This window comes from Primorskyibacter flagellatus, assembly GCF_014638275.1.
GTDB lineage: Bacteria > Pseudomonadota > Alphaproteobacteria > Rhodobacterales > Rhodobacteraceae > Pseudooceanicola > Pseudooceanicola flagellatus_A.
In genome coordinates, this window is the sequence record NZ_BMFJ01000002.1 from 198,250 (window position 1) to 223,362 (window position 25,113).

27 protein-coding genes are annotated in these 25,113 nt (G+C 68.6%); 22 read left to right on the plus strand and 5 right to left on the minus strand.

Going from position 1 to position 25,113, the window contains the following annotated elements; translation table 11 throughout:
- Positions 1–101 precede the first annotated feature (101 nt).
- The gene (gene phbB / locus IEV87_RS15165; protein ID WP_188478673.1) at positions 102–824 is read left to right on the plus strand and encodes an acetoacetyl-CoA reductase; all 723 of its coding nucleotides are present in this window, start codon (positions 102–104) and stop codon (positions 822–824) included.
- Between the two features lie 314 nt (positions 825–1,138).
- Positions 1,139–2,041 (plus strand): aromatic amino acid exporter YddG, encoded by a 903-nt coding sequence (yddG, locus tag IEV87_RS15170; protein ID WP_188478674.1) that lies wholly within the window; start codon positions 1,139–1,141, stop codon positions 2,039–2,041.
- Here the strand turns inward: yddG and IEV87_RS15175 are convergent.
- The 3 genes from IEV87_RS15175 to IEV87_RS15185 form a co-directional block, all read right to left on the minus strand.
- Positions 2,019–2,186 (minus strand): YdcH family protein, encoded by a 168-nt coding sequence (locus tag IEV87_RS15175; protein ID WP_188478675.1) that lies wholly within the window; start codon positions 2,184–2,186, stop codon positions 2,019–2,021. The two genes, yddG and IEV87_RS15175, sit on opposite strands and share 23 nt — an antisense overlap.
- A 104-nt stretch (positions 2,187–2,290) precedes the next feature.
- Entirely contained in the window at positions 2,291–3,049 is a 759-nt protein-coding gene (locus IEV87_RS15180; protein ID WP_188478676.1) for a tRNA1(Val) (adenine(37)-N6)-methyltransferase, read from the minus strand.
- Positions 3,046–3,261, minus strand: a complete 216-nt coding sequence (locus IEV87_RS15185) for a putative signal transducing protein (RefSeq protein WP_188478677.1) — start codon at positions 3,259–3,261, stop codon at positions 3,046–3,048. Before IEV87_RS15185 ends, IEV87_RS15180 begins: the two co-directional genes overlap by 4 nt.
- 60 nt (positions 3,262–3,321) lie before the next feature.
- Between IEV87_RS15185 and IEV87_RS15190 the strand changes: the two genes are divergently transcribed.
- The 7 genes from IEV87_RS15190 (at position 3,322) to IEV87_RS15220 (ending at position 12,135) form a co-directional block, all read left to right on the plus strand.
- Positions 3,322–4,317, plus strand: coding sequence for a polyprenyl synthetase family protein (locus IEV87_RS15190; protein ID WP_188478678.1), 996 nt, complete (start codon positions 3,322–3,324; stop codon positions 4,315–4,317).
- Positions 4,318–4,619: 302 nt separating this feature from the next.
- Complete coding sequence (trpA, locus tag IEV87_RS15195) at positions 4,620–5,411, plus strand: tryptophan synthase subunit alpha (protein WP_188478679.1); 792 nt, start codon at positions 4,620–4,622, stop codon at positions 5,409–5,411.
- Between the two features lie 83 nt (positions 5,412–5,494).
- The gene (locus IEV87_RS15200; RefSeq protein WP_188478680.1) at positions 5,495–6,166 is read left to right on the plus strand and encodes a VPLPA-CTERM sorting domain-containing protein; all 672 of its coding nucleotides are present in this window, start codon (positions 5,495–5,497) and stop codon (positions 6,164–6,166) included.
- Between the two features lie 102 nt (positions 6,167–6,268).
- On the plus strand, positions 6,269–7,432 hold the full coding sequence (locus tag IEV87_RS15205) for an alpha-hydroxy acid oxidase (RefSeq protein WP_188478681.1): 1,164 nt from the start codon (positions 6,269–6,271) through the stop codon (positions 7,430–7,432).
- A 150-nt stretch (positions 7,433–7,582) separates the two neighbouring features.
- Positions 7,583–8,059 (plus strand): NUDIX hydrolase, encoded by a 477-nt coding sequence (locus IEV87_RS15210; RefSeq protein ID WP_229737650.1) that lies wholly within the window; start codon positions 7,583–7,585, stop codon positions 8,057–8,059.
- 50 nt (positions 8,060–8,109) lie between these two features.
- Positions 8,110–9,591: an inorganic phosphate transporter gene (locus tag IEV87_RS15215; protein WP_188478682.1), complete on the plus strand. Its 1,482-nt coding sequence runs from the start codon at positions 8,110–8,112 to the stop codon at positions 9,589–9,591.
- A gap of 117 nt (positions 9,592–9,708) precedes the next feature.
- Positions 9,709–12,135: a DEAD/DEAH box helicase gene (locus IEV87_RS15220; protein WP_188478683.1), complete on the plus strand. Its 2,427-nt coding sequence runs from the start codon at positions 9,709–9,711 to the stop codon at positions 12,133–12,135.
- Positions 12,136–12,574: 439 nt separating this feature from the next.
- Here IEV87_RS15220 and IEV87_RS15225 read toward each other — a convergent pair whose 3' ends face one another.
- Entirely contained in the window at positions 12,575–13,810 is a 1,236-nt protein-coding gene (locus tag IEV87_RS15225) for an Hsp70 family protein (protein ID WP_188478684.1), read from the minus strand.
- Between the two features lie 334 nt (positions 13,811–14,144).
- On the opposite strand from IEV87_RS15225, the gene IEV87_RS15230 reads away from it, so the two are divergent.
- The 8 genes from IEV87_RS15230 (at position 14,145) to IEV87_RS15265 (ending at position 19,538) form a co-directional block, all read left to right on the plus strand.
- A complete protein-coding gene (locus IEV87_RS15230) occupies positions 14,145–14,786 on the plus strand; it encodes a 50S ribosomal protein L25/general stress protein Ctc (protein ID WP_188478685.1) in 642 nt (213 codons plus the stop codon).
- Between the two features lie 107 nt (positions 14,787–14,893).
- Positions 14,894–15,343 (plus strand): hypothetical protein, encoded by a 450-nt coding sequence (locus IEV87_RS15235; RefSeq protein WP_188478686.1) that lies wholly within the window; start codon positions 14,894–14,896, stop codon positions 15,341–15,343.
- A 33-nt stretch (positions 15,344–15,376) separates the two neighbouring features.
- Positions 15,377–16,117 (plus strand): aminoacyl-tRNA hydrolase, encoded by a 741-nt coding sequence (gene pth, locus IEV87_RS15240; protein ID WP_188478687.1) that lies wholly within the window; start codon positions 15,377–15,379, stop codon positions 16,115–16,117.
- The gene (locus IEV87_RS15245; protein ID WP_188478688.1) at positions 16,114–17,193 is read left to right on the plus strand and encodes a DUF2332 domain-containing protein; all 1,080 of its coding nucleotides are present in this window, start codon (positions 16,114–16,116) and stop codon (positions 17,191–17,193) included. The genes pth and IEV87_RS15245 overlap by 4 nt, the downstream gene beginning before the upstream one ends.
- 27 nt (positions 17,194–17,220) lie before the next feature.
- Positions 17,221–17,601: a DUF2237 family protein gene (locus tag IEV87_RS15250; protein WP_188478689.1), complete on the plus strand. Its 381-nt coding sequence runs from the start codon at positions 17,221–17,223 to the stop codon at positions 17,599–17,601.
- Between the two features lie 126 nt (positions 17,602–17,727).
- On the plus strand, positions 17,728–18,264 hold the full coding sequence (locus tag IEV87_RS15255) for a tetratricopeptide repeat protein (RefSeq protein WP_188478690.1): 537 nt from the start codon (positions 17,728–17,730) through the stop codon (positions 18,262–18,264).
- A gap of 124 nt (positions 18,265–18,388) precedes the next feature.
- Positions 18,389–18,889 carry a twin-arginine translocation pathway signal gene (locus tag IEV87_RS15260; protein WP_188478691.1) on the plus strand — a complete coding sequence of 167 codons (501 nt, stop codon included), beginning with the start codon at positions 18,389–18,391 and terminating at the stop codon, positions 18,887–18,889.
- A gap of 4 nt (positions 18,890–18,893) precedes the next feature.
- A complete protein-coding gene (locus IEV87_RS15265) occupies positions 18,894–19,538 on the plus strand; it encodes a ferric reductase-like transmembrane domain-containing protein (RefSeq protein WP_188478692.1) in 645 nt (214 codons plus the stop codon).
- On the opposite strand, the gene trpB is transcribed toward IEV87_RS15265, so the two are convergent.
- On the minus strand, positions 19,493–20,740 hold the full coding sequence (gene trpB, locus IEV87_RS15270; RefSeq protein ID WP_188478693.1) for a tryptophan synthase subunit beta: 1,248 nt from the start codon (positions 20,738–20,740) through the stop codon (positions 19,493–19,495). The two genes, IEV87_RS15265 and trpB, sit on opposite strands and share 46 nt — an antisense overlap.
- Before the next feature lie 199 nt (positions 20,741–20,939).
- Between trpB and IEV87_RS15275 the strand changes: the two genes are divergently transcribed.
- From IEV87_RS15275 to IEV87_RS15295, 5 genes are all read left to right on the plus strand, one after another.
- A complete protein-coding gene (locus IEV87_RS15275; protein WP_188478694.1) occupies positions 20,940–21,707 on the plus strand; it encodes a uracil-DNA glycosylase in 768 nt (255 codons plus the stop codon).
- Positions 21,704–22,276, plus strand: coding sequence for a hypothetical protein (locus tag IEV87_RS15280; RefSeq protein WP_188478695.1), 573 nt, complete (start codon positions 21,704–21,706; stop codon positions 22,274–22,276). The genes IEV87_RS15275 and IEV87_RS15280 overlap by 4 nt, the downstream gene beginning before the upstream one ends.
- A gap of 3 nt (positions 22,277–22,279) precedes the next feature.
- Complete coding sequence (locus tag IEV87_RS15285; protein ID WP_188478696.1) at positions 22,280–22,891, plus strand: LysE family translocator; 612 nt, start codon at positions 22,280–22,282, stop codon at positions 22,889–22,891.
- Positions 22,888–23,415 carry a molybdenum cofactor biosynthesis protein B gene (gene moaB / locus IEV87_RS15290; RefSeq protein ID WP_188478697.1) on the plus strand — a complete coding sequence of 176 codons (528 nt, stop codon included), beginning with the start codon at positions 22,888–22,890 and terminating at the stop codon, positions 23,413–23,415. The genes IEV87_RS15285 and moaB overlap by 4 nt, the downstream gene beginning before the upstream one ends.
- A gap of 219 nt (positions 23,416–23,634) precedes the next feature.
- A complete protein-coding gene (locus IEV87_RS15295) occupies positions 23,635–25,110 on the plus strand; it encodes an efflux RND transporter periplasmic adaptor subunit (RefSeq protein WP_188478698.1) in 1,476 nt (491 codons plus the stop codon).
- Positions 25,111–25,113: the final 3 nt, after the last annotated feature.

A 25,113-nucleotide genomic window follows, 5' to 3' on the forward strand; every position in this document is an offset into this window, starting at 1 on the left:
AATCCACCGGCGGACGAAAATTGATCGCGCAATAATGTTGCGTATGAATGACCGTTTCGGTAACAGCATTACCTGAAGACGAATCCCAAGGAGGAGGCACAATGGCACGGACGGCACTGGTCACCGGAGGCTCGCGCGGCATCGGCGCGGCGATCTCGAAGGCACTGAAGGACGCGGGTTACCAGGTGGCAGCCACCTACGCCGGCAACGACGAAGCGGCGGCGAAGTTCACCGAGGAAACCGGCATCAAGACCTACAAGTGGAACGCGGCCGATTACGACGCGTCCAAAGAGGGCATCGCCAAGGTCGAATCCGATCTCGGCCCGATCGACGTGGTCGTGGCCAATGCCGGCATCACCCGCGACGCGCCGTTCCACAAGATGACCCCCGCCCAGTGGAAAGAGGTGGTCGACACCAACCTCACCGGCGTCTTCAACACCGTTCACCCGGTCTGGCCCGGCATGCGTGAACGCGGCTTCGGGCGCGTCGTCGTCATCTCCTCGATCAACGGCCAGAAGGGCCAGTTCGGCCAGGTCAACTATGCCGCCACCAAGGCGGGCGACCTCGGCATCGTGAAATCGCTGGCCCAGGAAGGCGCGGCCAAGGGCATAACCGCCAACGCGATCTGCCCCGGCTACATCGCGACCGACATGGTCATGGCCGTGCCGGAAAAGGTGCGCGAGGCGATCATCGGACAAATCCCGACCGGCCGCCTCGGTGAACCCGAGGAGATCGCGCGCTGCGTTCTCTTCCTCGCCTCCGACGACGCCGGCTTCATCAACGGCTCCACCATCACGGCAAACGGCGGCCAGTTCTTCGTCTGATACCGGCGCGGGCCGGACCAGTTCCGGCCCGCCCCCCTTTCATCTTGCCTGAAATATCCTAGGGGAGTCCGCAGGACGGGGGCAAAGCCCCCGTTAAATCCATTTGCCGCGATCCCGCGGCAGGTGGCAAAGCCCCCGTCACATCGATTTGCCGCGATCCCGCGGCGGGTGGCAAAGCCCCCGTCACATCGATTTGCCGCGATCCCGCGGCGGGTGGCAAAGCCCCCCGTTACATTCATTTGCCGCGATCCCGTGGCGGGTGGCAAAGCCCCCTGCCCCATTGACGCCGTCACGCGACCCGGCAAGAAACCCGCATGACCCGTACCCGCGCCACCGCCATCGGTTTCACCGCCATCCTGCTCTGGGCGCTGCTGGCGCTGCTCACCGTCGGCTCTGCCCCGGTCCCGCCGCTTCAGCTCAACGCGATGTGCTTTGCCCTTGGCGGCACGCTTGGCCTGATCTGGGCCGCCGCGACCGGTCAGCTCCCTGCCCTGCGCAACATTCCATGGCCCGCCTTCGCGCTCGGCACGCTCGGGCTGTTCGGCTACCACGCCCTTTATTTCGCAGCGCTGCGCAATGCGCCGCCCGCCCAGGCCGGGCTGATCGCCTATCTCTGGCCGCTGCTGATCGTGCTCTTCTCCGGCCTCTTGCCAGGGGAACGGCTGCGTCCCGGTCACCTGCTCGGCGCGCTCGCGGGATTTGCGGGTGCGGCGCTCATCATCACCGGGGGCGACGGCGGCATCGACCTGGCGCACCTGACCGGCTACCTGCTGGCGCTGGCCTGCGCCCTCACCTGGTCGGGGTATTCCGTGCTGTCACGCCGGTTCGGAGCGGTGCCGACCGTGGCCGTCACGCTCTTCTGTCTTGTCACCGCCGGACTGTCCGCCGCGCTGCACCTGCTGGTCGAACAGACCGCGGTTCCCGCCGGAACGACCGGCTGGCTTTCCGTTCTGGCGCTTGGCCTCGGGCCCGTGGGACTGGCGTTCTACACCTGGGACATCGGCGTCAAGAAGGGCGACATCCAGCTGCTTGGCGTGGCGTCCTATGCCGCGCCGCTGCTGTCCACGCTTATCCTTGTCGCCGCCGGAATCGCCGAACCGACGCTGATGCTGGGCCTCGCGACCCTGCTCATCACCGGCGGCGCGGGCCTTGCCGCCCGCGCCAGCCTGCGCCAGCCGCCGCAGGAACCGGACGTCAGTGCATCGACAGGCGGGTAATCTCTTCCTTCAGGCGGAGCTTCTGCTTCTTCAGCTGAGTGATCTCGAGAGTCGAGATGCTGGGCGACCGCTGTGCATTTTCCACGGCGGCCGAGAGGGAATCATGCTTCTTCTTCAGTTCTTCAAGGTGGGAACTCAAGCTCATAGTCGTCTCCTCTCTGAGTGGCTACCGGGCAAGTGGACCACAGTTTTACATTTGTGTCACGCTGCGCCCGCGAGGATCCGCCGAAGAGGTTTACGTAAGGTTACTTACCCACAGAAAATCAGAGGCCCCGCATCGCGGAGAATGGCAGACGCCTCAGGGGTATAATCGGCCCTGTCGCCCCCATGTGCCGCGCCGTTGTGCACCACCAGTCCACAGTGCAGCCGGAAGGCGGCCCGCCCCTCTTTCCGCCCGCGCAGGAGACAAAGTTGCGCCTCTCGTCCGCTGCGGGGAATCAATGGAAACAGTTCCGGCGATCCGAGGCACGAATCAAAGGCGGCGATCAGGTCCGGCAGTCGCTCCGCACGGTGAATGAAGGTGACCGTCCCGCGCGGGGCGCAGCGCCGGGCGGCGGCGGCAACCCAGGCGGAGAGCGGGGTTTCCTCGCCCATGGCGCCCTCGCGACCGCCGTCCCGCGCGGGCACGCTGGCATCGCGCCGGAAGTAGGGCGGGTTGGCGATGACGTGATCGAATTGCTGCTGCCGCAGCGCCGCGGGCATGTCGGCGAGGTCTCCTTCGACCACCTCCATCTCAAGCACGTTTTCCGCCGCGTTCCGCCGTGCGAGCGCCGCGTAATCCGCCTGCCGCTCAAGCCCCGTCACAGCGACCCCGGGCACCCGCGCGGCGAGGCACAGCCCCGCCGCCCCCGTCCCGCAGCCCAGATCCAGCACGCGCTGCCCCGCCTGCGCCCCGACCGATGCGGCAAGGAACACCGGATCCACCCCCGCCCGGTAGCCGCGCGCGGGCTGCCACAGCACCACCCGACCGCCGAGGATCGAGTCCCGCGTCAGTTCCGCCCCTGTCATGTCCCGAGGTCGATGTCGTTGTCTTCGAGCGTCCGGACCGCGCGGGCGTGGTCCTCCTCCCGCACCATGAGACGGCGCGGCAGAACCCCGACAGAGCCTTCCAGAACGCTCATGTTTACGTCCATTTCAAACCAGTCTATACCCTCGCCCCGAAGCAGAGCCTGGGCAAAGGCCATCACGGTCGGGTCATTTGTCCGCAGAAGCTGTTTCATGGTAGGGACTTAAGATCAGAACCCCCGCGCTGTCGAGGGTCGGACAGGGATGAGGCCGGCTTGGACAAACCCGTGGACAAACCGCATGACGCCATCGCCGCCCTGCTGGCAGAGGATCTGGCCGCGGTGAACGCGACGATCCGCGAGCGCATGGCCTCGCGGCATGCTCCCCGGATCCCGGAAGTGACCGCGCATCTCGTCGACGCCGGTGGAAAGCGGATCCGCCCGATGCTGACGCTCGCCGCCGCCCGGCTCTGCGGCTATGACGGCGACGATCATATCCGGCTCGCCGCCACCGTCGAATTCATCCACACCGCCACCCTGCTGCACGACGACGTTGTCGACGAAAGCCAGCAGCGGCGCGGGCGGCCGACGGCCAACCTGCTCTGGGACAACCAGTCCTCGGTTCTGGTCGGAGACTATCTTTTTGCCCGTGCCTTTCAGCTGATGGTCGAACCCGGCAACCTGCGGGTGCTGGAGATCCTGTCGGACGCCGCCGCCACCATCGCAGAGGGCGAGGTGCTGCAGCTGACCGTCGCCCAGAACCTCGCGACGACGGAGGACACCTATCTGCAGGTCGTGCGCGGCAAGACGGCCGCGCTTTTCTCTGCCGCGACGGAGTCGGGGGCCGAGATCGCGGGCGCGCCGGAGGCCCGGGTCCGCGCGCTCTTCACCTATGGCGACGCGCTTGGCATCGCGTTCCAGATGGCCGACGACCTGCTCGACTGGCTGGGCGACAGTGCGGCGACCGGCAAGAACGTCGGCGACGATTTCCGTGAGCGCAAGCTGACCCTGCCGCTGATCCGCGCCATCGCGAAGGCCGACGCGGAGGAGCGCGCTTTCTGGCAGCGCACCATCGAAAAGGGGCGGCAGGAGGAGGCGGACCTCGCCACCGCCCGCGCCTTGCTGGACCGCCACGGCGCGCTGGATTCGACCCGGGCGACGGCGCTTGACTGGGCCGAGCGCGCGAAGGCGGCGCTTGAGCCGCTGCCGGATCACGCGCTGAAGGGGCATCTGGCCGACCTTGCGGATTACGTGGTGGCACGGCTGCGCTGACTGCCGGACAAAGCGACTGCCCGTACACGTTGCATGGCGCGGGGCGACCAGCCCCGTGCCGCGCCCGACCCTCCCGCCGGGAGGGCGCATTGGCGATGGCAGGTGCAGTTCAGTCGAACCATACTGCTTTTGAGATAGAGCGTTGACCACATGCGGAGCAAGGCGCCCTCTCAGGGTCGGGCGCGGCACTCAGCACCCCTGACCTACGCCACGCAGGCGCCTGAAGCCCCTTCCCCATTGACCCCGCCCCTCCCATGCGGCAAGTCGGGCCGACCCCGAAGGGGCAACAGGAGAGACAGACCATGACCCGGATCGACGACACCTTCGCCCGCCTGCGCGCCGAGAAGAAGAAGGCCTTCGTCGCCTACATCATGGCGGGCGACCCGGACGAGACGACCTCGGCCGCGATGCTCCACGCCCTGCCTGCCGCCGGGGCGGACATCATCGAACTGGGCGTGCCCTTCACCGACCCCATGGCCGATGGCCCGACCGTGCAGCTGGCAGGCCAGCGCGCGCTGGCCGCGGGCATGACGCTGCACAAGACGCTCGCCATGGCGACGGAGTTCCGCAAGACAGACGACACCACTCCGATTGTCCTGATGGGCTATTACAATCCGATCTACAGCCGCGGGGTGGAGACGTTCCTCGCGGACGCCAAGGCCGCCGGGATCGACGGGCTGATCGTTGTCGACCTGCCTCCGGAGGAGGATGACGAACTCTGCATTCCCGCCCAGAAGGCCGGTCTGAACTTCATCCGGCTTGCCACGCCCACGACCGATGACAGGCGCCTGCCCAAGGTGCTGCAGAACACCTCCGGCTTCGTCTACTACGTCTCGGTCACAGGCATCACCGGGTCTGCCGCCGCGCAGGCCGATACCGTCGGGCCCGAGGTCGCGCGCATCAAGGCCCAGACCGACCTGCCCGTCATCGTCGGCTTCGGCATCCGCACGCCGGAGGCCGCACGCTCCATCGCCGAAGTGGCAGACGGGGCGGTCGTGGGGTCCGCCATCGTCGCGGAAATCGCCGCCGGAAAACCGGTGGAGGAGGTCGCCGCCTTTGTGAAGACCCTAGCGGATGGGGCGCACAGCGGCTGATCCACCATAGGTGGTTTGACCTGAATCGGGAATCGCGCCAGACTGCGCCTGTTTATTTACACGCGCAAATTTGGAGCCATTCCATGACCCTCAAGACATATGCCGCCGCCGCGGCCCTGACCATTGCCGCGACACAGGCCCACGCCACGCTTGTCAACCTCGGTGACTGCAACGGCACCGTGGGCACGACCTGCGTCATCACATCCACGCCGCCCAACCCGGTGTCGACGAACCCCAACAACCTGTCGCTGGTCGCCTGGGACGAACTGCAGAACTTCGTGCTGACCGAGGATCTCCGGGTGGACCGCGTCTTCGACGAAACCGCCAGCTTCGTGACCACCGCCCCCGGCGGGGACTTCTACATCAAGGCGGGGACCATCGTGTCCTCCCACTACCTGCAATGGGACAACGACAGCGGCCTCGGCGTGGACAGAATCCAGACGACGATCAGCCTGGATTCGCAGGTCTTCGCCTTCATCACCGCGGACCAGAACCTGTTCAACAGCGATTACCTCGGCCTGCCCGGGCTGGATTACGCGGACTTCGGCAATCGCGGGCTGGAAAGCGGCGACACCACCGTCTTCAACGGCACCGATGTCGACATCGACTGGGCAGCCACGAGCCCCGGCGACTGGACCCGGCTCATCACCGCCTATTCCCCGGGCGGAGAGGTTCCGGTGCCTGCCGCCCTGCCGCTGCTGATCGGCGGCATGGGCGTCCTGGGCTTCGCCGGACGCCGCCGCCGCAAGGCCTGAGACCCCTCTGAACCAGCATGGACGCCGCCCCCCGGGGCGGCGTTCCTGTTGCCGCCCCCCGCCCCGGTTGCTACACCGCATCATCCGGAGGGGGAGGCCACAATGCCAGTCATCACCTGCATCGACGACCTGAAGCGGCTGCACAAGCGGCGCACGCCCAAGATGTTCTACGACTACTGCGAAAGCGGATCGTGGACGGAACAGACCTTCCGCGAGAACACCACCGATTTCGACCGGATCCGCCTGCGCCAGCGCGTCGCCGTGAACATGGAGGGCCGGACCCTTGCCACGAAGATGATCGGGCAGGACGTCGCGATGCCCGTCGCGCTCGCCCCCGTCGGGCTGACCGGCATGCAGCGCGCGGACGGAGAGATCAAGGCCGCGAAGGCGGCGGAGGCCTTCGGCGTGCCCTTCACCCTGTCCACTATGTCCATCTGTTCGATCGAGGACGTGGCCGAACACACGACGAAACCCTTCTGGTTCCAGCTCTACACCATGAAGGATCAGGACTACCTCGGCCGCCTGATCCAGCGGGCGAAGGATGCAAAATGTTCGGCGCTCGTCGTCACGCTGGACCTGCAGATCCTCGGCCAGCGCCACAAGGACCTGAAGAACGGCCTGTCGGCTCCGCCGAAGCTGACCCCCGCCGTCATCGCCGACCTCATGACCAAATGGACCTGGGGGATCGAGATGCTGCAGACCAGGCGTCGCCAGTTCGGCAATATCGTCGGCCATGTGCAGGGGGTGAAGGATACCTCGCGCCTTGGCGAATGGACGGCGCAGCAGTTCGACCCCGCGCTCGACTGGAAGAAGATCGAGGAGATCAAGGAACAGTGGGGCGGGCCGGTCATCCTCAAGGGCATTCTGGACCCCGAGGATGCGGTGATGGCGAAGAACGTCGGCTGCGATGCCATCGTGGTGTCGAACCACGGCGGCCGGCAGCAGGACGGCGCGCTGTCGTCCATCCGCGCGCTCGACCCGATCCTGCAGGCGGTTGGCGGCGATCTGGAGGTGCATCTCGACAGCGGCATCCGGTCGGGTCAGGACGTGCTCAAGGCCATCGCGATGGGCGCAAAGGGCACCTACATCGGCCGCGCCTTCATCCACGGCCTCGGGGCCATGGGGCAGGAGGGCGTCGCCACGGCGCTGGAGGTCATCCGGAAGGAGCTCGACATCTCCATGGCCTTTACCGGCAACCGGGACATCAACGCGGTGGACCGCAGCGCCATCCTCGTCCCCGAGGGATTCGCGGGCAGATGGGAATGACATGACCCTGCGCTGACGCGGCGATCACTTCCCGGGCATTTGACGCGAATTCGCACCACAATTCCACTTCGTGACACGGAACCGAATTGAGCCGGAGCCGTTCTTCCTGTATACTTGACGCAAATATACAAAAAGAACCGGCAGTCCCGCTTGATCCACCACCTCAAATCCGCCTGGAGCGGTTTCGTACAGCCGATGCTGCAGCGCCCCCGGCGCCTGCAGGTGGCCGCGCTGTGCTATCGCGGTGACGGAGAGGCGACGGAGGTGCTGCTTGTCACCAGCCGGGGCACCGGGCGCTGGATCATTCCCAAGGGCTGGCCGATCACCGGCATGACCTCGGCCGAGGCCGCGCTTCAGGAGGCCTGGGAAGAGGCCGGGGTGCGGGCCGGAGAAACCTCTGCCACCCCGCTTGGCCAGTATTCCTATGAAAAGCGGAAATCGGGCTGGGGCATGATGGTCGACACGCTGATCTACCCCGTCCGCGTCACCGAAATGCTGGACGACTTCCCCGAAGCCGCCGAACGCAGCCGCAGATGGACGCGGCCTTCAGAGGCCGCCCGGCTGGTGGATGAGCCCGAACTGCAACGCCTGCTCCGCAGCTTCCGCCCCGCCACCATCGCCGGTTGAACTGACCGGCTGTATACCGTACCCCTCCCGGATCGCCGGAAGGGGGGCGCATGTCCGAAGGCAACCAGATCCGACATCTCGACACGCTCGACCGTGACCTCGGTCGTGTCTCCAATATCGAGACGGCGTCGCAGTATGTCTCGCGCACGCTGGTCGGGCCGGGGATCGCCTTTGTCTTCATCCTCGCCGCCGCGCTGGCCGCGCTGCTGGTCTTCGGGCAGACGACGAACACGCTGGTCGTGGTGATCGCCGCCGCCTTCGGTGCCTACATGGCGCTGAATATCGGCGCCAACGACGTCGCCAACAACATGGGCCCTGCCGTCGGCGCGCGCGCCCTGACCATGGGCGGGGCCATCGCCATCGCCGCCGTCTGCGAAACCGCCGGCGCGCTGATCGCGGGCGGGGACGTGGTCGCCACGGTCGCCAAGGGCATCGTGTCCCCGGCCAGCATGGGAACGCCCCGGGTCTTCATCTGGGTGATGCTGGCGGCGCTGCTGGCCTCCGCGCTCTGGGTCAACCTCGCCACATGGGTCGGGGCGCCGGTCTCCACCACCCATGCCGTCGTCGGCGGGGTCGCCGGGGCGGGCATCGCCTCCTCCGGACTGGGCGCGGTCGGCTGGTCCACGATGAGCGCGATTGCCGCGAGCTGGGTCGTCTCTCCTCTGCTTGGCGGGCTGATCGCGGCCGGGGTGCTCTGGTTCATCAAGTCCCGCATCATCTACCGCGACGACAAGATCGCAGCCGCCCGGCTCTGGGTGCCGGTGCTGGTCGGGATCATGGCCGCCGCCTTCGCCAGCTACATCGCGCTCAAGGGCCTGTCCCACGTCGTCGCCATCGACCTCGGCCGGGCGCTCGCCATCGGGCTTTTCGCCGGGGTCGTGGTCTGGCAGGTCACCATCCCCGTCATCCGCCGCCAGTCGCGCGGGCTGGAAAACCGGAACAAGTCGCTCAAGACCCTGTTCTCCGTTCCGCTTGTCGCCTCTGCCGCGCTGCTGTCCTTTGCTCACGGGGCCAATGACGTCGCCAACGCGGTCGGGCCGCTGGCCGCCATCGTGCAGGCCTCGGGCAGCGGAGACATCACCCACGCCATCGCCATTCCGTTCTGGGTCATGCTGATCGGCGCGGTCGGGATCTCCTTCGGCCTCGTCCTGTTCGGGCCCCGCATGATCCGCGTGGTCGGCACACAGATCACCAAGCTGAACCCGATGCGCGCCTACTGCGTCGCGCTGTCCGCCGCGATCACCGTCATCGTCGCCAGCTGGCTCGGCCTGCCCGTCTCCTCCACCCATATCGCGGTCGGCGCGGTCTTCGGCGTCGGCTTCTTCCGGGAATGGGACACGGAGCGCCGCCTGCGCCGGACCCTCGACGCGGTCCCCGACCGCCCCCTCGTCGCGCCCGAGGAACGCCGCCGCCGCAAGCTGGTCCGCCGGTCCCACGTCATGACCATTCTCGCCGCATGGGTCATCACCGTTCCGGCCACGGCGGGGCTGTCGATGATCCTGTTCCACGCGATTTCCGCCATCGCGGGCTGACCCCGCGCGGTTCCCGATGGACAAGCCGCGCCAAACCCCCTAGGGGTCGCGCTTTCCCGTCCCGCCCGACGCCTGCCCCCCGATACCGACCTCGACGCTGCCCCCGGAACCGCCGCCATGATCCAGACCCTCTCCGACGCCCTGACAGAGCGCGGCTACACCACCCTCACCCCCGTGCAGGAGGCCGTCTCAGACCCCGCGCTCGCGGATCAGGACCTGCTGGTTTCGGCCCAGACCGGATCCGGCAAGACCGTGGGCTTCGGCCTGGCCATCGCGCCGACCCTTATGGGTGAGGACGCGCGCCTCGGCCCGCCCGCCCTGCCGCTGGCGCTGATCGTCGCGCCGACCCGGGAACTGGCGCTTCAGGTGCAGCGCGAACTGCAATGGCTCTACGGCAAGGCAGGGGCGCGGATCGTGTCCTGCATCGGCGGGATGGACGCCCGTGACGAACGCCGCGCGCTGGATCGCGGCGCGCATATCGTCGTCGGCACGCCGGGCCGCCTGCGCGACCACATCGAACGCGGCGCGCTGGTGCTGGACGACATCCGCGCCGTGGTGCTGGACGAGGCGGACGAGATGCTGGACCTCGGCTTCCGCGAGGATCTGGAATTCATGCTGGGCGAGGCCCCGCAGGACCGCCGTACCCTGATGTTTTCGGCCACCGTGCCCCCCGCGATCGAAAAGCTCGCCGGGACCTTCCAGCGCGACGCGCAGCGTATCTCCACCCAGACCGCCAAGGGACAGCACGCCGACATCGCCTATCAGGCGGTGCAGTGCGCGGCGCATGACACCGAACACGCCATCATCAACCTGCTGCGGTTCCACGACTCCCAGACCGCCATCGTCTTCGCCAACACCCGCGCCGCCGTCGCCCGCCTGACCGCGCGCATGTCCAACCGGGGCTTCGCGGTGGTGTCGTTGTCCGGAGAGCTGACGCAGGACGAACGCACCCGCGCCCTCCAGTCCCTGCGCGACGGCCGCGCCCGGGTCTGCGTGGCCACCGATGTGGCCGCGCGGGGGATCGACCTGCCGAACCTCGACCTCGTGATCCACGCGGACCTGCCGACGAATACCGAAACCCTGCTGCACCGCTCGGGCCGGACGGGCCGTGCCGGGCGCAAGGGAATCTCCGCCCTGATCGTGCCGGACAAGATCGCCAAGAAGGCCGCGCGGCTGCTACAATGGGCCAAGCTGCAGGCGGAATGGACCTATCCCCCCTCGCCCGAGGCGATCCATGCGCTTGACGAAACCCGCCTGCTGTCAGACCCCGCCTGGTCCGGTGAGATGACGGAGGCCGAAGCCGAATTCGCCGCCCGCCTCACCGAAAGCCACGACGCGAAGGCCATCGCGGTCGCCTGCCTGCGGCTCTACCGCGCCGGTCTCTCCGCGCCCGAGGACCTGAATGCGCCGGTTGACCGCAAGCCGCGCGAGGAGCGGGCGGAGCGTGGCGAATTCGGCCCCTCCGTCTGGTATGCGCTTTCGGTCGGGCGTGACCGCAACGCAGAGCCGCGGTGGATCCTGCCGCTGATCTGCCGCACCGCCGGGATCGACAAGACCGGGATCGGGCGGATCCGCGTGATGGATGCCGTAACCTACGTGGAGATCTCAGAGGCCGCCGCCGAGGGCATGGCCGCCGCGCTTGGCCCGGACGGGCTGATGGAGGACGGCATCCACGCCACCCTTCAGGACGGTATCCCCGACGAAGCCACCCGCCCCGTCCCGCGCGGCCCCCGCCCCGACCGGAACACCGACCGCGCCCCCCGCGCGCCGCATCGCAAGGGCCCGCGAGAGGACCGCCCCGACCGGGATCCGCAGACCCGCGAAGCCCGCCCCCGCCGGGACGAGGCAGAGGCCGCGCCCTCTGCCCCCGACGCCGACATGCCGGACGCCTCCGTGACGGAACCGGCAGAGGACAAACCCCGCAAGCCGCGCCACAAGGCGGCGCGCGACGACACTCCGGCCTCCGCCTCCCCCCGCGCGGTCTGGGGCCGCAAGGACACGGACACCCCGCGCGGAGATGCTAGGCCCGACAGCCGCCCGGCCCGACCCGACCGCGACCGCGACCGGCAGGAGCGCACCGACCGCACCGGCGACCGCAAGCCTCGGGACGGCGACAAACCGAAATGGTCCGGCAACCGCAAGGAACGCGAGGGGGGCGAAAGGTCCGGTGACCGCCCCTACCGAAAGGACCGCCCCCGCGACGACGACCGCCCGCACGGCCGGAACCGCGACGGCAACGACGACCGTCCCCGCGGCAAGGGCGACTGGAAGAGCGCCGGAAAACCCGCCGGCAAGTTCGGCGGCAAGCCCGGCGGCACGGGCAGCGGGAAACCCGCCAGCCCGAAAGCCGAGGGCGACCGCGCCCCGAGGAACGCCGCCAACCCGAGCGCCCGCATGGACGGCGCCCCCCGCCGCGGCGCGAAATTCGACGGCAAGGGAGGCAAACCGGGACCGAAGGGTGGCAAGCCCGGCCCAAAAGGCGGAAAGCCCGGTAAGGCCGCCCCCCGCAAAGGCGGAGACGCCCCGCCGCGCCGCAAGGGCTAAGCCGCTCGGCCTCCGTCCCTCGTCGTCATCCTCGGGCCCGCCCCGAGGATCTCCTGCCACTTGCGCCCCGGCTACCCGGGTCCGGGTCGGTCACAGGGGCCCGGGAAATCCTCGGATCAAGTTCGAGGATGACGCCAGAAAGGGATAACGGCCTCGGGGCCTACCCCCCGTCAACCGGCTATTCCTCAAGCACAAAACGCTTGCGCGGCACCGGGGCAGTGGCAGGTTGTCTCCCCGTTGATCACGAACGCCCGCGGCACGCATCGCCCCGCCGACACATCCGCCGTCATCCTCGGGCTCGACCCGAGGAACTCCTGCCACTTACGCCCCGATTATCCGGGCCCGGGTCGGTCACAGGGGCCGGGGAGCTCCTCGGATCAGCAGTCCCCTGCCGTCAGCCGCCATTCGTCAGGGCAAAAGCCCCGGCGGGGCTCTGCCCCTAGCCGGCTTCCCCGGTCGCCAGTGCCAGACCGTCGACCACCGCCGTGAAGGCCTCGGCCCGGCTGATCCGGGCGGAGGGGCAGACCCGGACGACCTCTTCCGACACCATTGCCATCAGGCTCGACCCGCCGACCAGCACCACGTGATCCACCTGGTGAGGCGCCGTCCCGGCCAGCCGCAGCGCTTCCCACAGCGCCGCCGCCAGCGCCTCGCGCTGTGAGGCGAGCGCCGCGTTGACCTGTCCGGAGGACAGCGGCACCGACAGCCCCGCTTCCACCAGACCAAGTGCGACCGACCCGCGCCCCGCCTCGTTCGCCGCGATCTTGCCGCGCTCCACCGCGAAGGCGACGTCATGGCCAAGCTCGTCCCGCAGCACCGACACCAGCCGTTGCATGCGCTGCCGGTCCACCGCGTGCGCCAGCAGGTCAGCCGCCTGCCGCCGCACTTCGGCGGTGTAGAGAAACGGGATCAGCGCCCAGGTCGCAAGGTCAACGTAGATCGCACGCGGCACCGGCAACCGGCCCTCGGCGAGCGTGCGGTTCAACTCTCCGCCCAGACCGAATTCCGGCATCACGCAGGCAAGCGAGATCGCCTGGTCGAAATCCGTCCCGCCGAGCCTGACGCCGTGGCTCGCCACCACCCCGATCCCGCGATCGGTCTGCCGGAACACCGTGAAATCCGACGTCCCGCCGCCAATGTCCACGATGAGCCCGGTCTCTCCGGCCGCGCCCGTGCTTGCCCGCGCCGCCGCTTCTGGTTCGGGCAGAAAGGCGACGTCGGAAAAGCCCGCTGCGTCGTAGCAGCCACGCAGATCCGTCTCCGCCTGCGCATCGCGCGCAGGGTCGGCGGAGTGGAAATGGACCGGCCGACCCGACAGGACGGAGGAGAAGACCAGACCGCTTTCCGCCTCCGCCCGCGCCTTCAGTTCGGTGAGGAATTCCGTCACCACCCCCGCCAGCGTCCGTCGTTTCCCCGCGATCAGCCGGCTTTCATGCAGCAGCGGTGTGCCGAGCACCGACTTCAGCGCGCGCATGAACCGCCCCTCCTCGCCCTCGATCAGCGCGGCGGTGGCGGCCTGCCCGATCCGCATCGCGCCGCGTTCGGGAAAGAAGACGGCGGTCGGCAGCGTGTCGGCCCCGGCCTCGATCGGCAGACGGCGGACCTTGCCGTCGTGCAGCACGGCGGCGGCGGTGTTGGACGTGCCGAAATCGACGGCCAGAACGGGGTTCGTCATGGGGCGCGGATCCTTGGGGTGGGAAGGCCGCGCTGATAGGAAAACGCGGGCGGCGGCGCAAGGGGATTTGTGGCAGAGGGCATATGCGGGTGTTGCCCGGACCGCCGTGCGACCGTTTCGGACCCGGCGTTCGTTGTCCGTCATCCTCGGGCTTGACCCGGGGATCTCCCCGGCCAGGGTTCCTCGGGTCAAGCCCGCGGATGACCCAACATGGTTTGATGCCGGTCCGCCCGTCCCCAAACCCCCTTTCCAAACCCCCAGAATCCGTGTAAGCGCCCCACTTCACGCGGACATACAGCCTTGGAGGATGTCCGCCCCATTAGGAGAATAGAAAATGGCTGGAGAAATTCCTGATCTCGTAGCCCAGGAACGTGCGGGGACGGGCAAGGGCGCCGCTCGCGCAGCGCGCCGCGCTGGCATGGTTCCGGGTGTTGTCTATGGTGGCGAAGGCGAACCGCTTGCCATCCAGATCCCGTTCAACGACCTGCTCAAGAAGCTGAAGGCCGGGCGCTTCCTCGCGACGCTCTGGAACCTGAAGGTCGAAGGTCACGACGATGTCCGCGTGATCTGCCGCTCCGTCCAGCGTGACGTGGTGAAGGACCTGCCGACCCACCTCGACCTGATGCGCCTGCGCCGCACCAGCCGGGTGAACCTGCACATCCCGGTGGAGTTCATCAACCACGCGGCAGCCCCCGGCCTGAAGAAGGGCGGCGTGCTGACCGTCGTGCGCCCGGACGTCGACCTGAACGTGCTGGCCGGCGATATTCCGGACCACATCACCGTCGACCTGACCGGCAAGCAGATCGGGGACACCATCACGATCTCCATGGTTTCCCTGCCCGAGGGCGTGAAGCCCGCCATCGACCGGGATTTCGTGATCGCGAACATCCAGGCACCGTCCGGCCTGCGTTCCTCTGAATCCGAGGACGACGCCGACGCCGAGGACGGAGCCGAGGACGGCGACACCGAAGAATGATCCGCCCCTGAGCGGACGACAGACGGCCCCGCGCACCCCGCGGGGCCGTTTTTCTTTGCCCCGTCTTCGGCGTCGTGCCACCCTGCCGCATCCGACAGGAGCAGAGCATGGCCGGAACCGTCCGCGTCGCCAGCGACTATGCCACCAGCCCCGATGCGCTCTGGGCGCTGACCAAGGACCTCGACGCGCTGGTCGAGATGAACGCGCGCATGGTCACGATGACCGGAATGCCCCACGGCGACATGGTCCCCGGCCAGGTGATCGAGGCGCAGGTTTCGCTTTTCGGCCGCCTGCCGCCGCAACCCTACCGCATCGACATCCTGACCGTGGACGATGCCAGCCGCACCTTCACCTCTGCCGAACATGGCAGCGGCGTGAAAAGCTGGAACCACACCGCCACCGTCACTGAAACCGCGCAGGGCGCCCGGCTGACCGACGTGATCGAGATCGACGCGGGATGGAAGACACCGCTGGTGCTGTTCTGGGCCAACCGGCTCTACCGCGCGCGCCACGCCCCGCGCCTGCGCCTGCTGGACCAGCGCGGGCAGCTTCGCTAGAACCGGCGCACGCGCAGCCACGGGACCCCTGACATGAGACTCTTCGTCGGCCTCGGCAATCCCGGAGCCAAATACGCCGCCAACCGCCACAACATCGGCTTCATGGCGCTGGACCGCATTGCCGCCGACCACGGCTTTGCCCCCTGGCGCGCCAAGTTCAGCGGAGAGATCACCGAAGGCAGCCTTCGCGGCACCAAGACGCTGCTGCTGAAGCCGATGACCTTCATGAACCTCTCCGGCCAGTCGGTTGGCGAGACGATGCGTTTCTACAAGCTCTCTCCCGCCGACGTGGTGGTCTTTCACGACGAACTGGACCTCGCCCCCGGCAAGCTGAAGGTCAAGCAGGGCGGAGGCCACGCGGGCCACAACGGCCTGCGCTCCATCCACCAGCATATCGGGCCGGACTACGGGCGGGTGCGACTTGGCATCGGCCATCCCGGCCACAAGGACAAGGTCGCGCCCTATGTCCTGTCGGATTTCGCCAAGGCGGAACAGGACTGGCTGGACGACCTGATGCGCGGGATTTCGGACGGTATCGCCGACCTCGCGGCCAAGGACGCCGCGCGGTTCCAGAACGCGGTGGCCCTGCGCACCAACCCGCCGCGCAACGCCGGTCCGGCCACGCCCGACCGTGACGGGAGCTCGGTCTCCGATACGAAGCCCGATACGAAGCCCGATACGAAGCCCGGGCCCAAGTCGGATCCCAACACGGAGCCGGAGCCCGAACCCGACACCCGCTCCGCCATCCAGAAGCTTGCGGATCGCTTCCGGTGAGCCTCGCCGCCGTGTTCGACGCCCAGGCGGAGGCCTGCGAAAGGCTCGGCTCTCCCTTCATGGCGCGGATGCTGCGGCTCTGTGGGCCCCGGCTCGATACCTCCTCCGATCCCGTCGCCCGCCGCCTTGCGGACTGGCCGGGCGATGTCGGGGCCAATGGCGCAGCCATCGCCCTGCGCTTTGCCGGGGCGCTGCATGCGCTGGTGCTGACTGGCGCGGACGACGACCTGATCGCCGCCTACCCGCCGCATGACGTCACCGAAGCGACGCTCTGGCAGGCGGTGGACTCCGCCCTGAGGAGGCACCACACCCACATCATGCACTGGCTCGATTCCGCGCCCCAGACGAACGAGGTGCGCCGGTCGGCCGCGATGATCGCCGCCACCCAGACCCTCGCCTCCGCCCTGCCCGGCCTGCCGTTCCGGCTGTCGGAGCTCGGGGCCTCGGCCGGGCTGAACCTGTTCTTCGACCGCTACGCGCTGGCCCTGCCAGACGGCACCACGCGCGGCGCGGCCGATCCGGTCATCACCCTGTCGCCGGACTGGACCGGCCCGCTGCCCCCCGTGGCCGGGGTCACGGTGACCGACCGGCGCGGGGTCGACCTGAACCCGCTCGACCCTTCCGACCCATCCGCCGTGCTGCGGCTGCGCAGCTACACCTGGCCCGACCAGCCCGACCGGATGCAGCGCATCGACGCGGCCCTGACCGTTGCAGTCCCCGTGGTCGACCGGGGCGACGCGGGCGACTGGCTGCGCAACCGTCTCGCCGCCCCCCGGCCCGGCGTGATCGACTTCGTCTTCCACACCATCGCCTGGCAGTATTTCCCGCCCGAAACCGACGCTGCCTGCCGCGCCGCGCTTGACGCGGCCGGGAAACGCGCCCGCCCCGACGCCCCGCTGGCCCATCTCTGGGTGGAGGCGGAACCGGAGCAGAGCGGGGCGCGCGTCCGCCTGACGCTCTGGACCGGCGGCGCGCCGGAGGTCATGGAACTCGGCCGGATGGATCCCCATGGACGCCGGTTCGACGCGTCGCGGGACCGTGACATTCGCCCCCTCGCAAGCCCGCACTTGTCCTGATAGGATGGGTGCGTCCAGGGGGCCGAAATGTCCGAAAAAGATCCTGCCGTCAACGTCTTGGGAACCGAGCTCGAAGCCTGTTCCACCGCCCCCGTCACCGGGTTCTTCCGCGACGGGCACTGCAACACATGTGCCGCCGACGAGGGGTCCCATACGGTCTGCGCGGTGATGACGAAGGAATTCCTCGCCTTCTCCAAATACGTCGGCAACGACCTGTCCACGCCGATCCCCGCCTTCGCCTTCCCCGGACTGAAACCGGGTGACCGCTGGTGCCTCTGCGCCTCGCGGTTCATGCAGGCCTACGAGGAGGGCTGCGCCCCGGATGTCCGGCTCGAGGCCACGCATCGCCGCGCGCTCGAGATCATCCCGTTCGAAGTGCTGCGCCAGCATCAGGAGATCCCCTCCTGATCCGCAGGGGGCGCGAAACCGCCGCTCGCCGATCTGTCATCACCGCGACTCGGAATCCGTGCTAGCCTGACGCGGTGTTCCGTGTTCCAGGCCCGTATGTCGCGCCCGTCTTTCAGGAGTTTTCCGATGCGCCTTTCCCAGACCGCCGCCGCCCTCGCCCTGATGGCCCTTGCCCAGCCTCTCTGGGCCGCCGGCGACAATTCCACCGCGCCGACGCCGACCGAAACCTCGACCAAATGCGCGGACGGAGAGGTCTTCGACAAGGACAAGCAGAAATGCGAAAAGTCCGCCTCGCTCGATTTCGACGATGACGACCGCTACGAGGCCGTGCGCGAACTGGCCTATGCCGGGCGTCCCGGCTCTGCCCTTATGGTCATTGCCTCGGCCGAAACCCGCGACACCCCGCGCTTCCTGACCTACACCGGCTTTTCCCTGCGCCAGATGGGCGATTTCGACGGCGCGATGGCGGCGTATCAGAAGGCGCTGGCGATCGACCCGGACTTTATCCTCGCGCGGTCCTACATGGCGCAGGGCATGCTGCAGCAGGGCCGCCGGGACGAAGCCGTCGCACAGCTGCGCGAGATCGAGGCGCGTGACGGCACCGGCACCTGGGCGCACCGTTCGCTGATGATGGCGATGAAGGGCGACTATCGCAGCTACTGAGCCCAGGCTCATCGCGCGGGTCCCGTCGGTTCACGATGCCGTGGGACCCGCTCGTCCTCCGCCGTCCCTGCGATATACTCAACCAGACAAGGCCGCGCGCGCGCCCCGCGCCCGGCTCCCCGCCATGGCAGGAGACCCCGACGTGACCCGCTTTGCCCCGACCCGCCGCAGACTGATCGCCGCAACCGCCGCCACGGTCCTGACCGGCGGGCTGATCCGACCGGCCTTCGCCGCCCCGCTCGCGCCGACGAAGACCATGCGCGGCGGCGCGAACAACTACCGCCCCGGCGCGCCGGTGGTCGAGAGGATCGGCGGCGGCGGTTTCTGGATGACCGGCACCGTGCGCCGCGCGGGCGACGGTGCGCCCCTGCCCGGCCAGCGCATCCAGATCTGGGCCCACACCACCGAAGGCAACGAACGCGACGCCCGCAGCCACGGCGCGACCCTGACGGACGAGAACGGGGAATTCCGGCTCGAGATGCCCCAGATCGTGCCCGCCTTCGGACAGCCGCACGGTCACCTCGCCTACGACAGCGGAGAGTTCGAGACCGTCTTCCTGCGCCCCGTCATGGCCAGCGCCTCCGACACCTCTCTCTCTGCCCATTTCGTGCTGCAACCCGTCTGAGGCGATGCCGCGCGCCAAAGCCGCTATCATCTGGGTTGCGCTCGCCACTCTGATCGCCGTTGCCTTCGCCGTGGCCGCGACCAGCCCCTTCCTGCAGTACCGCCAGCCGGTCTACATCCTGGCCGGGTTCGCCGGGATCGCCGCCATGGTGCTGCTGCTGATCCAGCCCCTGCTCGCCGCCGCCCGCCTGCCCGGCCTGACGCCCCGCCGCGCCCGCAGTCTGCACCGGATCGCGGGGGCCGTCCTTGTCGCTGCCGTGCTGATCCATGTCGGCGGCCTCTGGCTTGCCAGCCCGCCGGACGTGATCGACGCACTGAGCTTCGCCTCCCCCACGCCGTTTTCGCTCTGGGGTGTGCTGGCCATGTGGGGCACTTTCGCCGCCGCCTTGCTGGCCGGCCTGCGCCACCGCCTGCCGCCCCGGCTCTGGCGGGTCGGTCACACGGGGCTGGTCGCGGGCGTGGTCATCGCCAGCGCGGCCCACGCCCTGCTGATCGAAGGCACCATGGGCGCGATGTCAAAGGCGCTGCTCTGCGCAGCAGCCCTCGCCGCCACTGCGCTCGCCATCCGCGACCTGAAGGTCTGGCAGCTGCTGCGAAGGAGGGGTCAGGCCGACCGCCCCTCCGTATCCGACATGTCGAAACCAAGGTAACGCGCCACGGTCTGCACGTCCTTGTCGCCTCGCCCGCACATGTTCATGACGATGATGTGCTCCTTCGGCAGGGTCGGCGCGATCTTCATCACATGCGCCAGCGCGTGACAGGGTTCCAGCGCCGGGATGATGCCTTCGGTCGAACAGGAAAGCTGGAAGGCCTCCAGCGCCTCCATGTCCGTGATCGAGACATACTGCGCCCGGCCAACGTCATGCAGCCAGGAATGCTCCGGCCCGATACCCGGATAATCGAGCCCCGCCGAGATCGAATACCCCTCGAGGATCTGCCCCTCGTCGTCCTGCAGCAGGTAGGTCCGGTTGCCATGCAGCACCCCCGGACGCCCGCCGGTGAGGGAGGCGCAGTGTTCCATCTTCTCGTCCACGCCCTTGCCGCCGGCCTCGACCCCGATGATCTGCACCGAAGGTTCGTCGAGGAAATCGTAGAACAGGCCCATGGCATTGGACCCGCCCCCGATCGCCGCGATCACGGTGTCGGGCAGGCGGCCTTCGCCTTCCTGCTCCGCCAGCTGCCAGCGGACTTCCTTGCCGATGATCGACTGGAAATCGCGCACCATCGCCGGATAGGGGTGCGGCCCTGCCACCGTGCCGATGCAGTAGAAGGTGTCGCGCACATTCGTCACCCAGTCGCGCAGCGCGTCGTTCATCGCGTCCTTCAGCGTGCCGCGACCGGAAGTCACCGGGATCACCTCGGCCCCAAGAAGCCGCATGCGGAACACGTTCGGCGCCTGCCGCTGCACGTCATGCGCGCCCATGTAGACCACGCATTTCAGCCCGAACTTGGCACAGACCGTCGCCGTCGCCACGCCATGCTGGCCCGCTCCGGTTTCCGCGATGATCCGGGTCTTGCCCATGCGGCGGGCAAGGATGATCTGGCCCAGCACGTTGTTGATCTTGTGCGCGCCGGTATGGTTCAGCTCGTCCCGCTTGAAGTAGATCTTGGCCCCGCCGAGCTGTTCGGTCAGCCGTTCGGCATGATAGAGCGGGGAGGGACGCCCGACGTAGTGCTTCCAGAGGTAATCCATCTCCTCCCAGAAACTGTCGTCGGTCTTGGCCTTTTCGTATTCCGCCTGCAGGTCGAGGATCAGCGGCATCAGCGTTTCCGACACGAAGCGCCCGCCGAACTGCCCGAACCGGCCCTTTTCGTCCGGCCCGTTCATGAAGGAGTTGAAAAGATCGTCCATGGTGATGGCTCCCTTGGGTTTCCGGGTGGAATAAGGGGGAATGGGGGCGAAGGCCAGAGGTTAGGGCCTCGGCCGGCGCAAATGAAGCCGCCCGGCAAGATCGCTTCGCGCGAGACAGCGGCGCAGCCGCCGCGGATCGTCGGGCCGCCCTGAAATCCCGACCGTTCCCCCTCCCCGCGTGACCGGATACTCTCCGCTCATGGAATCGGCTCTCGACTGGCACAGCGCGCTGGCCCTGCTTGACTGGCAGGTGGAACTCGGCGCGGACGAGGCGATCGGCGATGAGCCGGTCGACCGTTTTGCCGTGGCGGAAGAGGTCGCCAAGACCCCGCCTTCCGCCCCCGTGCACATCGTTGAACGCAAGGAGATCGATGCCGTCGAGGTCGCCCGCCAGTCCGCAACCGCCGCCACCGACCTCTCCGGCCTGAAGGACGCCATCGCCGCATTCGAGCACTGCGAGTTGAAACGCGGCGCCCGTTCGCTCGTCTTCGCAGACGGCAATCCCGCCGCCCGCGTCCTGATCCTGGGCGAAGCGCCCGGCCGGGACGAGGACCGCGAGGGGCGCCCCTTTGTCGGGCGTGCCGGGCAGCTGCTCGACCGGATGCTGGCGGCCATCGGGCTGGACCGCAGCGCCGGGGACGCGGCTTCCGCCGTCTACATCACCAACGTCCTGCCCTGGCGGCCGCCCCAGAACCGCGACCCGGAGGCGGAGGAGATCGCCATGATGCTCCCCTTCGTGCAGAAACATATCGAGCTCGCCGCGCCCGACCTGATCGTGCTCATGGGCAATATCGCCTGCCGCGCCGCGCTTGGAAAACAGGGAATCCTGCGGCTGCGCGGGACATGGACCACCGCCTTCGGCAAGCCCGCGCTGCCGATGACGCACCCGGCCTACCTGTTGCGCACCCCCTCGGCCAAGCGCGAGGCATGGGCGGACCTTCTGTCGCTGAAGGCGCGGCTCGGATGATCCGGGCGTGCCTGCTTTCGCTGCTGTTCGCCACGCCCGCGGCGGCCTTCGACATCGACTTCGAAAAGGTCTTCGCCGATCACGCGGACGAGGCGACCCGCACGGGCAACACCACGCGCCGCCTCGACCTTCCCGGCCCCGTCACCGTCGTCGAAACCACCCTCTCCGACGGCAGCCACATCTATTTCGCGCGGGACGGATCGCAGCAGGGTGCGGCGGGCTGCACCTTCTCCATCCTGATCGAGGTCACCGCCGCCGCGCTGTCCTGCCCCGGGCTGGTCGATGCCGCGCGGGCCGATGCGCTGGCCGAAAACCTCGCGCGCTCCGCCAGTTTCGTCGCCGCGAACACCGTGCCGCCGGTGCCCGAAGACCGCATCCCCGACCTGCTGCAGCAGCGGATTGCCGACCGGACGGCGGCCTTCCTGAGAACCGGCATGACCTGCCCCGATCCGGCCAGCGCCAGCGGCCTGATGCCCGTGGTGCGCACCGCCACCAATCCCGCCTTCGCCGCCCTGCTGGACCGGCTGCACGAAACCCCGCGACTGCCCGTCGCACTGCCCTGCATGTGAGCCATGATCGATCCGCTGATCCTCCTCGCCTTCCTGCCTGCCGGTCTGGCCCTGAACCTGACACCCGGTGCGGACATGATGTTCTGCCTGGCCCAGGGCCTGCGCCGCGGTCCGCGCGCCGCCTGGGCTGCCAGCGCCGGGATCTCCGCCGGGTCGCTGGTGCACGCCATCGTCGCCGGTCTTGGCCTTGCCGCCGTCATCGCCGCCCATCCCGGGGTGCTGAACGTGATCCGCTGGATCGGCGTGGCCTACCTGCTCTGGCTTGCCGTGAAATCCCTGCGCGCCACCCGGTCGAAGATCCCCGACACCGCCCCTGCCCATGCCTTCCGCGAGGGGCTGATGGTCAACCTGACCAACCCCAAGGTGATCCTTTTCGTGCTCGCCTTCATCCCGCAGTTCATCGACCCCGCGCGCCCCGTCCTGCCGCAGTTCCTGATCTTCGGGGCGTTGCTCGGCCTCGGCGGTCTGGTCATCAACGGCATGGTCGGCCAGCTGGCGGGCGGGGCGGGCAACCGGCTGGCCCGGTCCGAGGGTTTTGCCCGCTGGCTCGGCCGGATCAGTGCCGGGGTCTTCGGCCTGCTCGCCCTGCGCCTCGCCACGATGAGGACCCAATGACCCGCGACTTCATCCCCGTCGGCATCGCCGTGCTGACCGTCTCCGACACCCGCACCGCCGCCGATGACCGCTCCGGCGACACGCTCGCGGAGCGGATCGAAACCGCCGGTCACCGCGTCGCCGCCCGCGCCATCGTCACCGATGACCGCGACCGGATCGCCGGCCAGCTGCGCGCCTGGATCGCCGACCCCGAAATCGACGTGATCCTGTCCACCGGCGGCACCGGCCTGACCGGCCGCGACGTGACGGTGGAGGCGCATCGCGACGTCTACGAGAAGGAGATCGACGCATTCGGCACGGTCTTCACCATCGTGTCGATGAACAAGATCGGTACATCTGCCGTCCAGTCCCGCGCGACCGGAGGCGTCGCCGGAGGTACCTATCTTTTCGCGCTTCCCGGATCGACCGGGGCCTGCAGGGACGCGTGGGACGAGATCCTCGTCCACCAGTTCGACTATCGCCACAAGCCCTGCAACTTCGTCGAGATCATGCCACGGCTCGACGAGCACCTGCGCCGGAAATAGCCCCGGACCCTTCGCACAACCCGTCCCGCAAAACGCATCGGCCCCCTTCCCCGCAGGGGGAGGGCAAGGGAGGGGGTATTCCGACCCAACAAACCAGCCGCCTCAAAAAGTTTCGACGGAACCCCGTCCCGGCTGCGTACAATACCCATAACGCCTTCGTGGCTTCTGATCCCCTGCGTGCGCTGCTACCCTCGCCGCGCCCAAAACGGAAAGACCCTGATGCGGTTCCTGCGACACAGCCTGACCGGCCTCTTCCTGATGTCCATCACCCTCGCGCTGGTGGTCTATGCCGCCACGCTGGTCGGGGATGCCGTGCGCGCGCGCCTCGCCGATGAACCGGCCACTCCGCAGGCCCGCGAACGGGTCTTCGCCGTCAACACTGTGATCGCCGACCCGCAGACCGTGACCCCCGTGCTCACCGCCTATGGCGAAATCCGCTCCCGCCGCACGCTGGAACTGCGGGCGAGCGCTTCGGGTACCCTGACCGAACTGGCGGACGGGTTCGAGGACGGCGCGACCGTGACCGAAGGACAGGTCCTCGCCCGGATCGACCCGGCGAATGCGCAGTCCGCGCTCGACCGGGCCGCCAACGACCTGCGCGATGCGGAGATCGCCGCCCGCGACGCCGAGCGCGCGGTGCAGATCGCCCGCGACACCCTGACCGCGACGCAGGAACAGGCCGACCTGCAGCAGCGCGCCTATGACCGGCAGGTGGATCTGCAGGCCCGCAACGTCGGCTCCGCCTCTGCCGTCGAAACGGCCGAGATCGCCGCCGCCGGGGCCCGCCAGTCCGTGCTGTCGGCCCGCAACGCGCTTGCCCAGGCGGAAACCGCCGTTGACACCACCGCCACCGCCCTGAACCGCGCCCGCATCGCCAGGGATGAGGCGCGGCGCACGCTTGACGACACGACGATCCGCGCCGGGTTCGACGGCACGCTGGCCGATGTCACCGCCGTCGAGGGCGGGCTGGTCAGCACCAATGAACAGCTGGCCACCCTGATCGACGCCACCCGGCTCGAGGTCGCCTTCCGCCTGTCCACCGCGCAATTCGCCCGCCTGCTCGACAGCGCGGGACAACTGCTGAAGCTGCCGCTGACCGCGACGCTCGACATGCAGGGCATCGGGCTGACGGTGGAGGGCACGATCACCCGCGACAGCGCCTCTGTCGGAGAAGGCGTGACGGGCCGGCTGGTCTTTGCCCGGCTGGACGCGCCCGGCGGGCTGAAACCCGGCGATTTCGTCGAGGTCGCGGTAGAGGAACCGCCGCTCGACTCTGTCGCCCTGCTGCCCGCCACCGCCGTGGATGCGGGCAACACCGTGCTCGCCATCGGCCCTGACGACCGGCTGCGCGCCCTGCCCGTCACGCTGATGCGCCGCCAGGGCGACGCGGTGCTGGTCCGCGGCGACGACATCGCCGGACAGCGCATCGTCGCGCAGCGCTCCCCCCTGCTTGGCGCCGGGATAAAGGTGCGCGACCTGACGGAACGCGCGCCCCCCGACGCCGCCGCCGCACCCGCGGAGGCAGAGGCGGAGCTGGTCGAACTGACCCCGGAGCGGCGCGAGAAGCTGAAGGCCTTCATCACCGCCTCCAACCGCATGCCGGAGGAGATGAAGACCCGCATTCTGGCCCAGCTTGACGCCGACCGCGTTCCCGCCCGGATGATCGAACGCATCGAATCCCGGATCGGGGGCTGACCC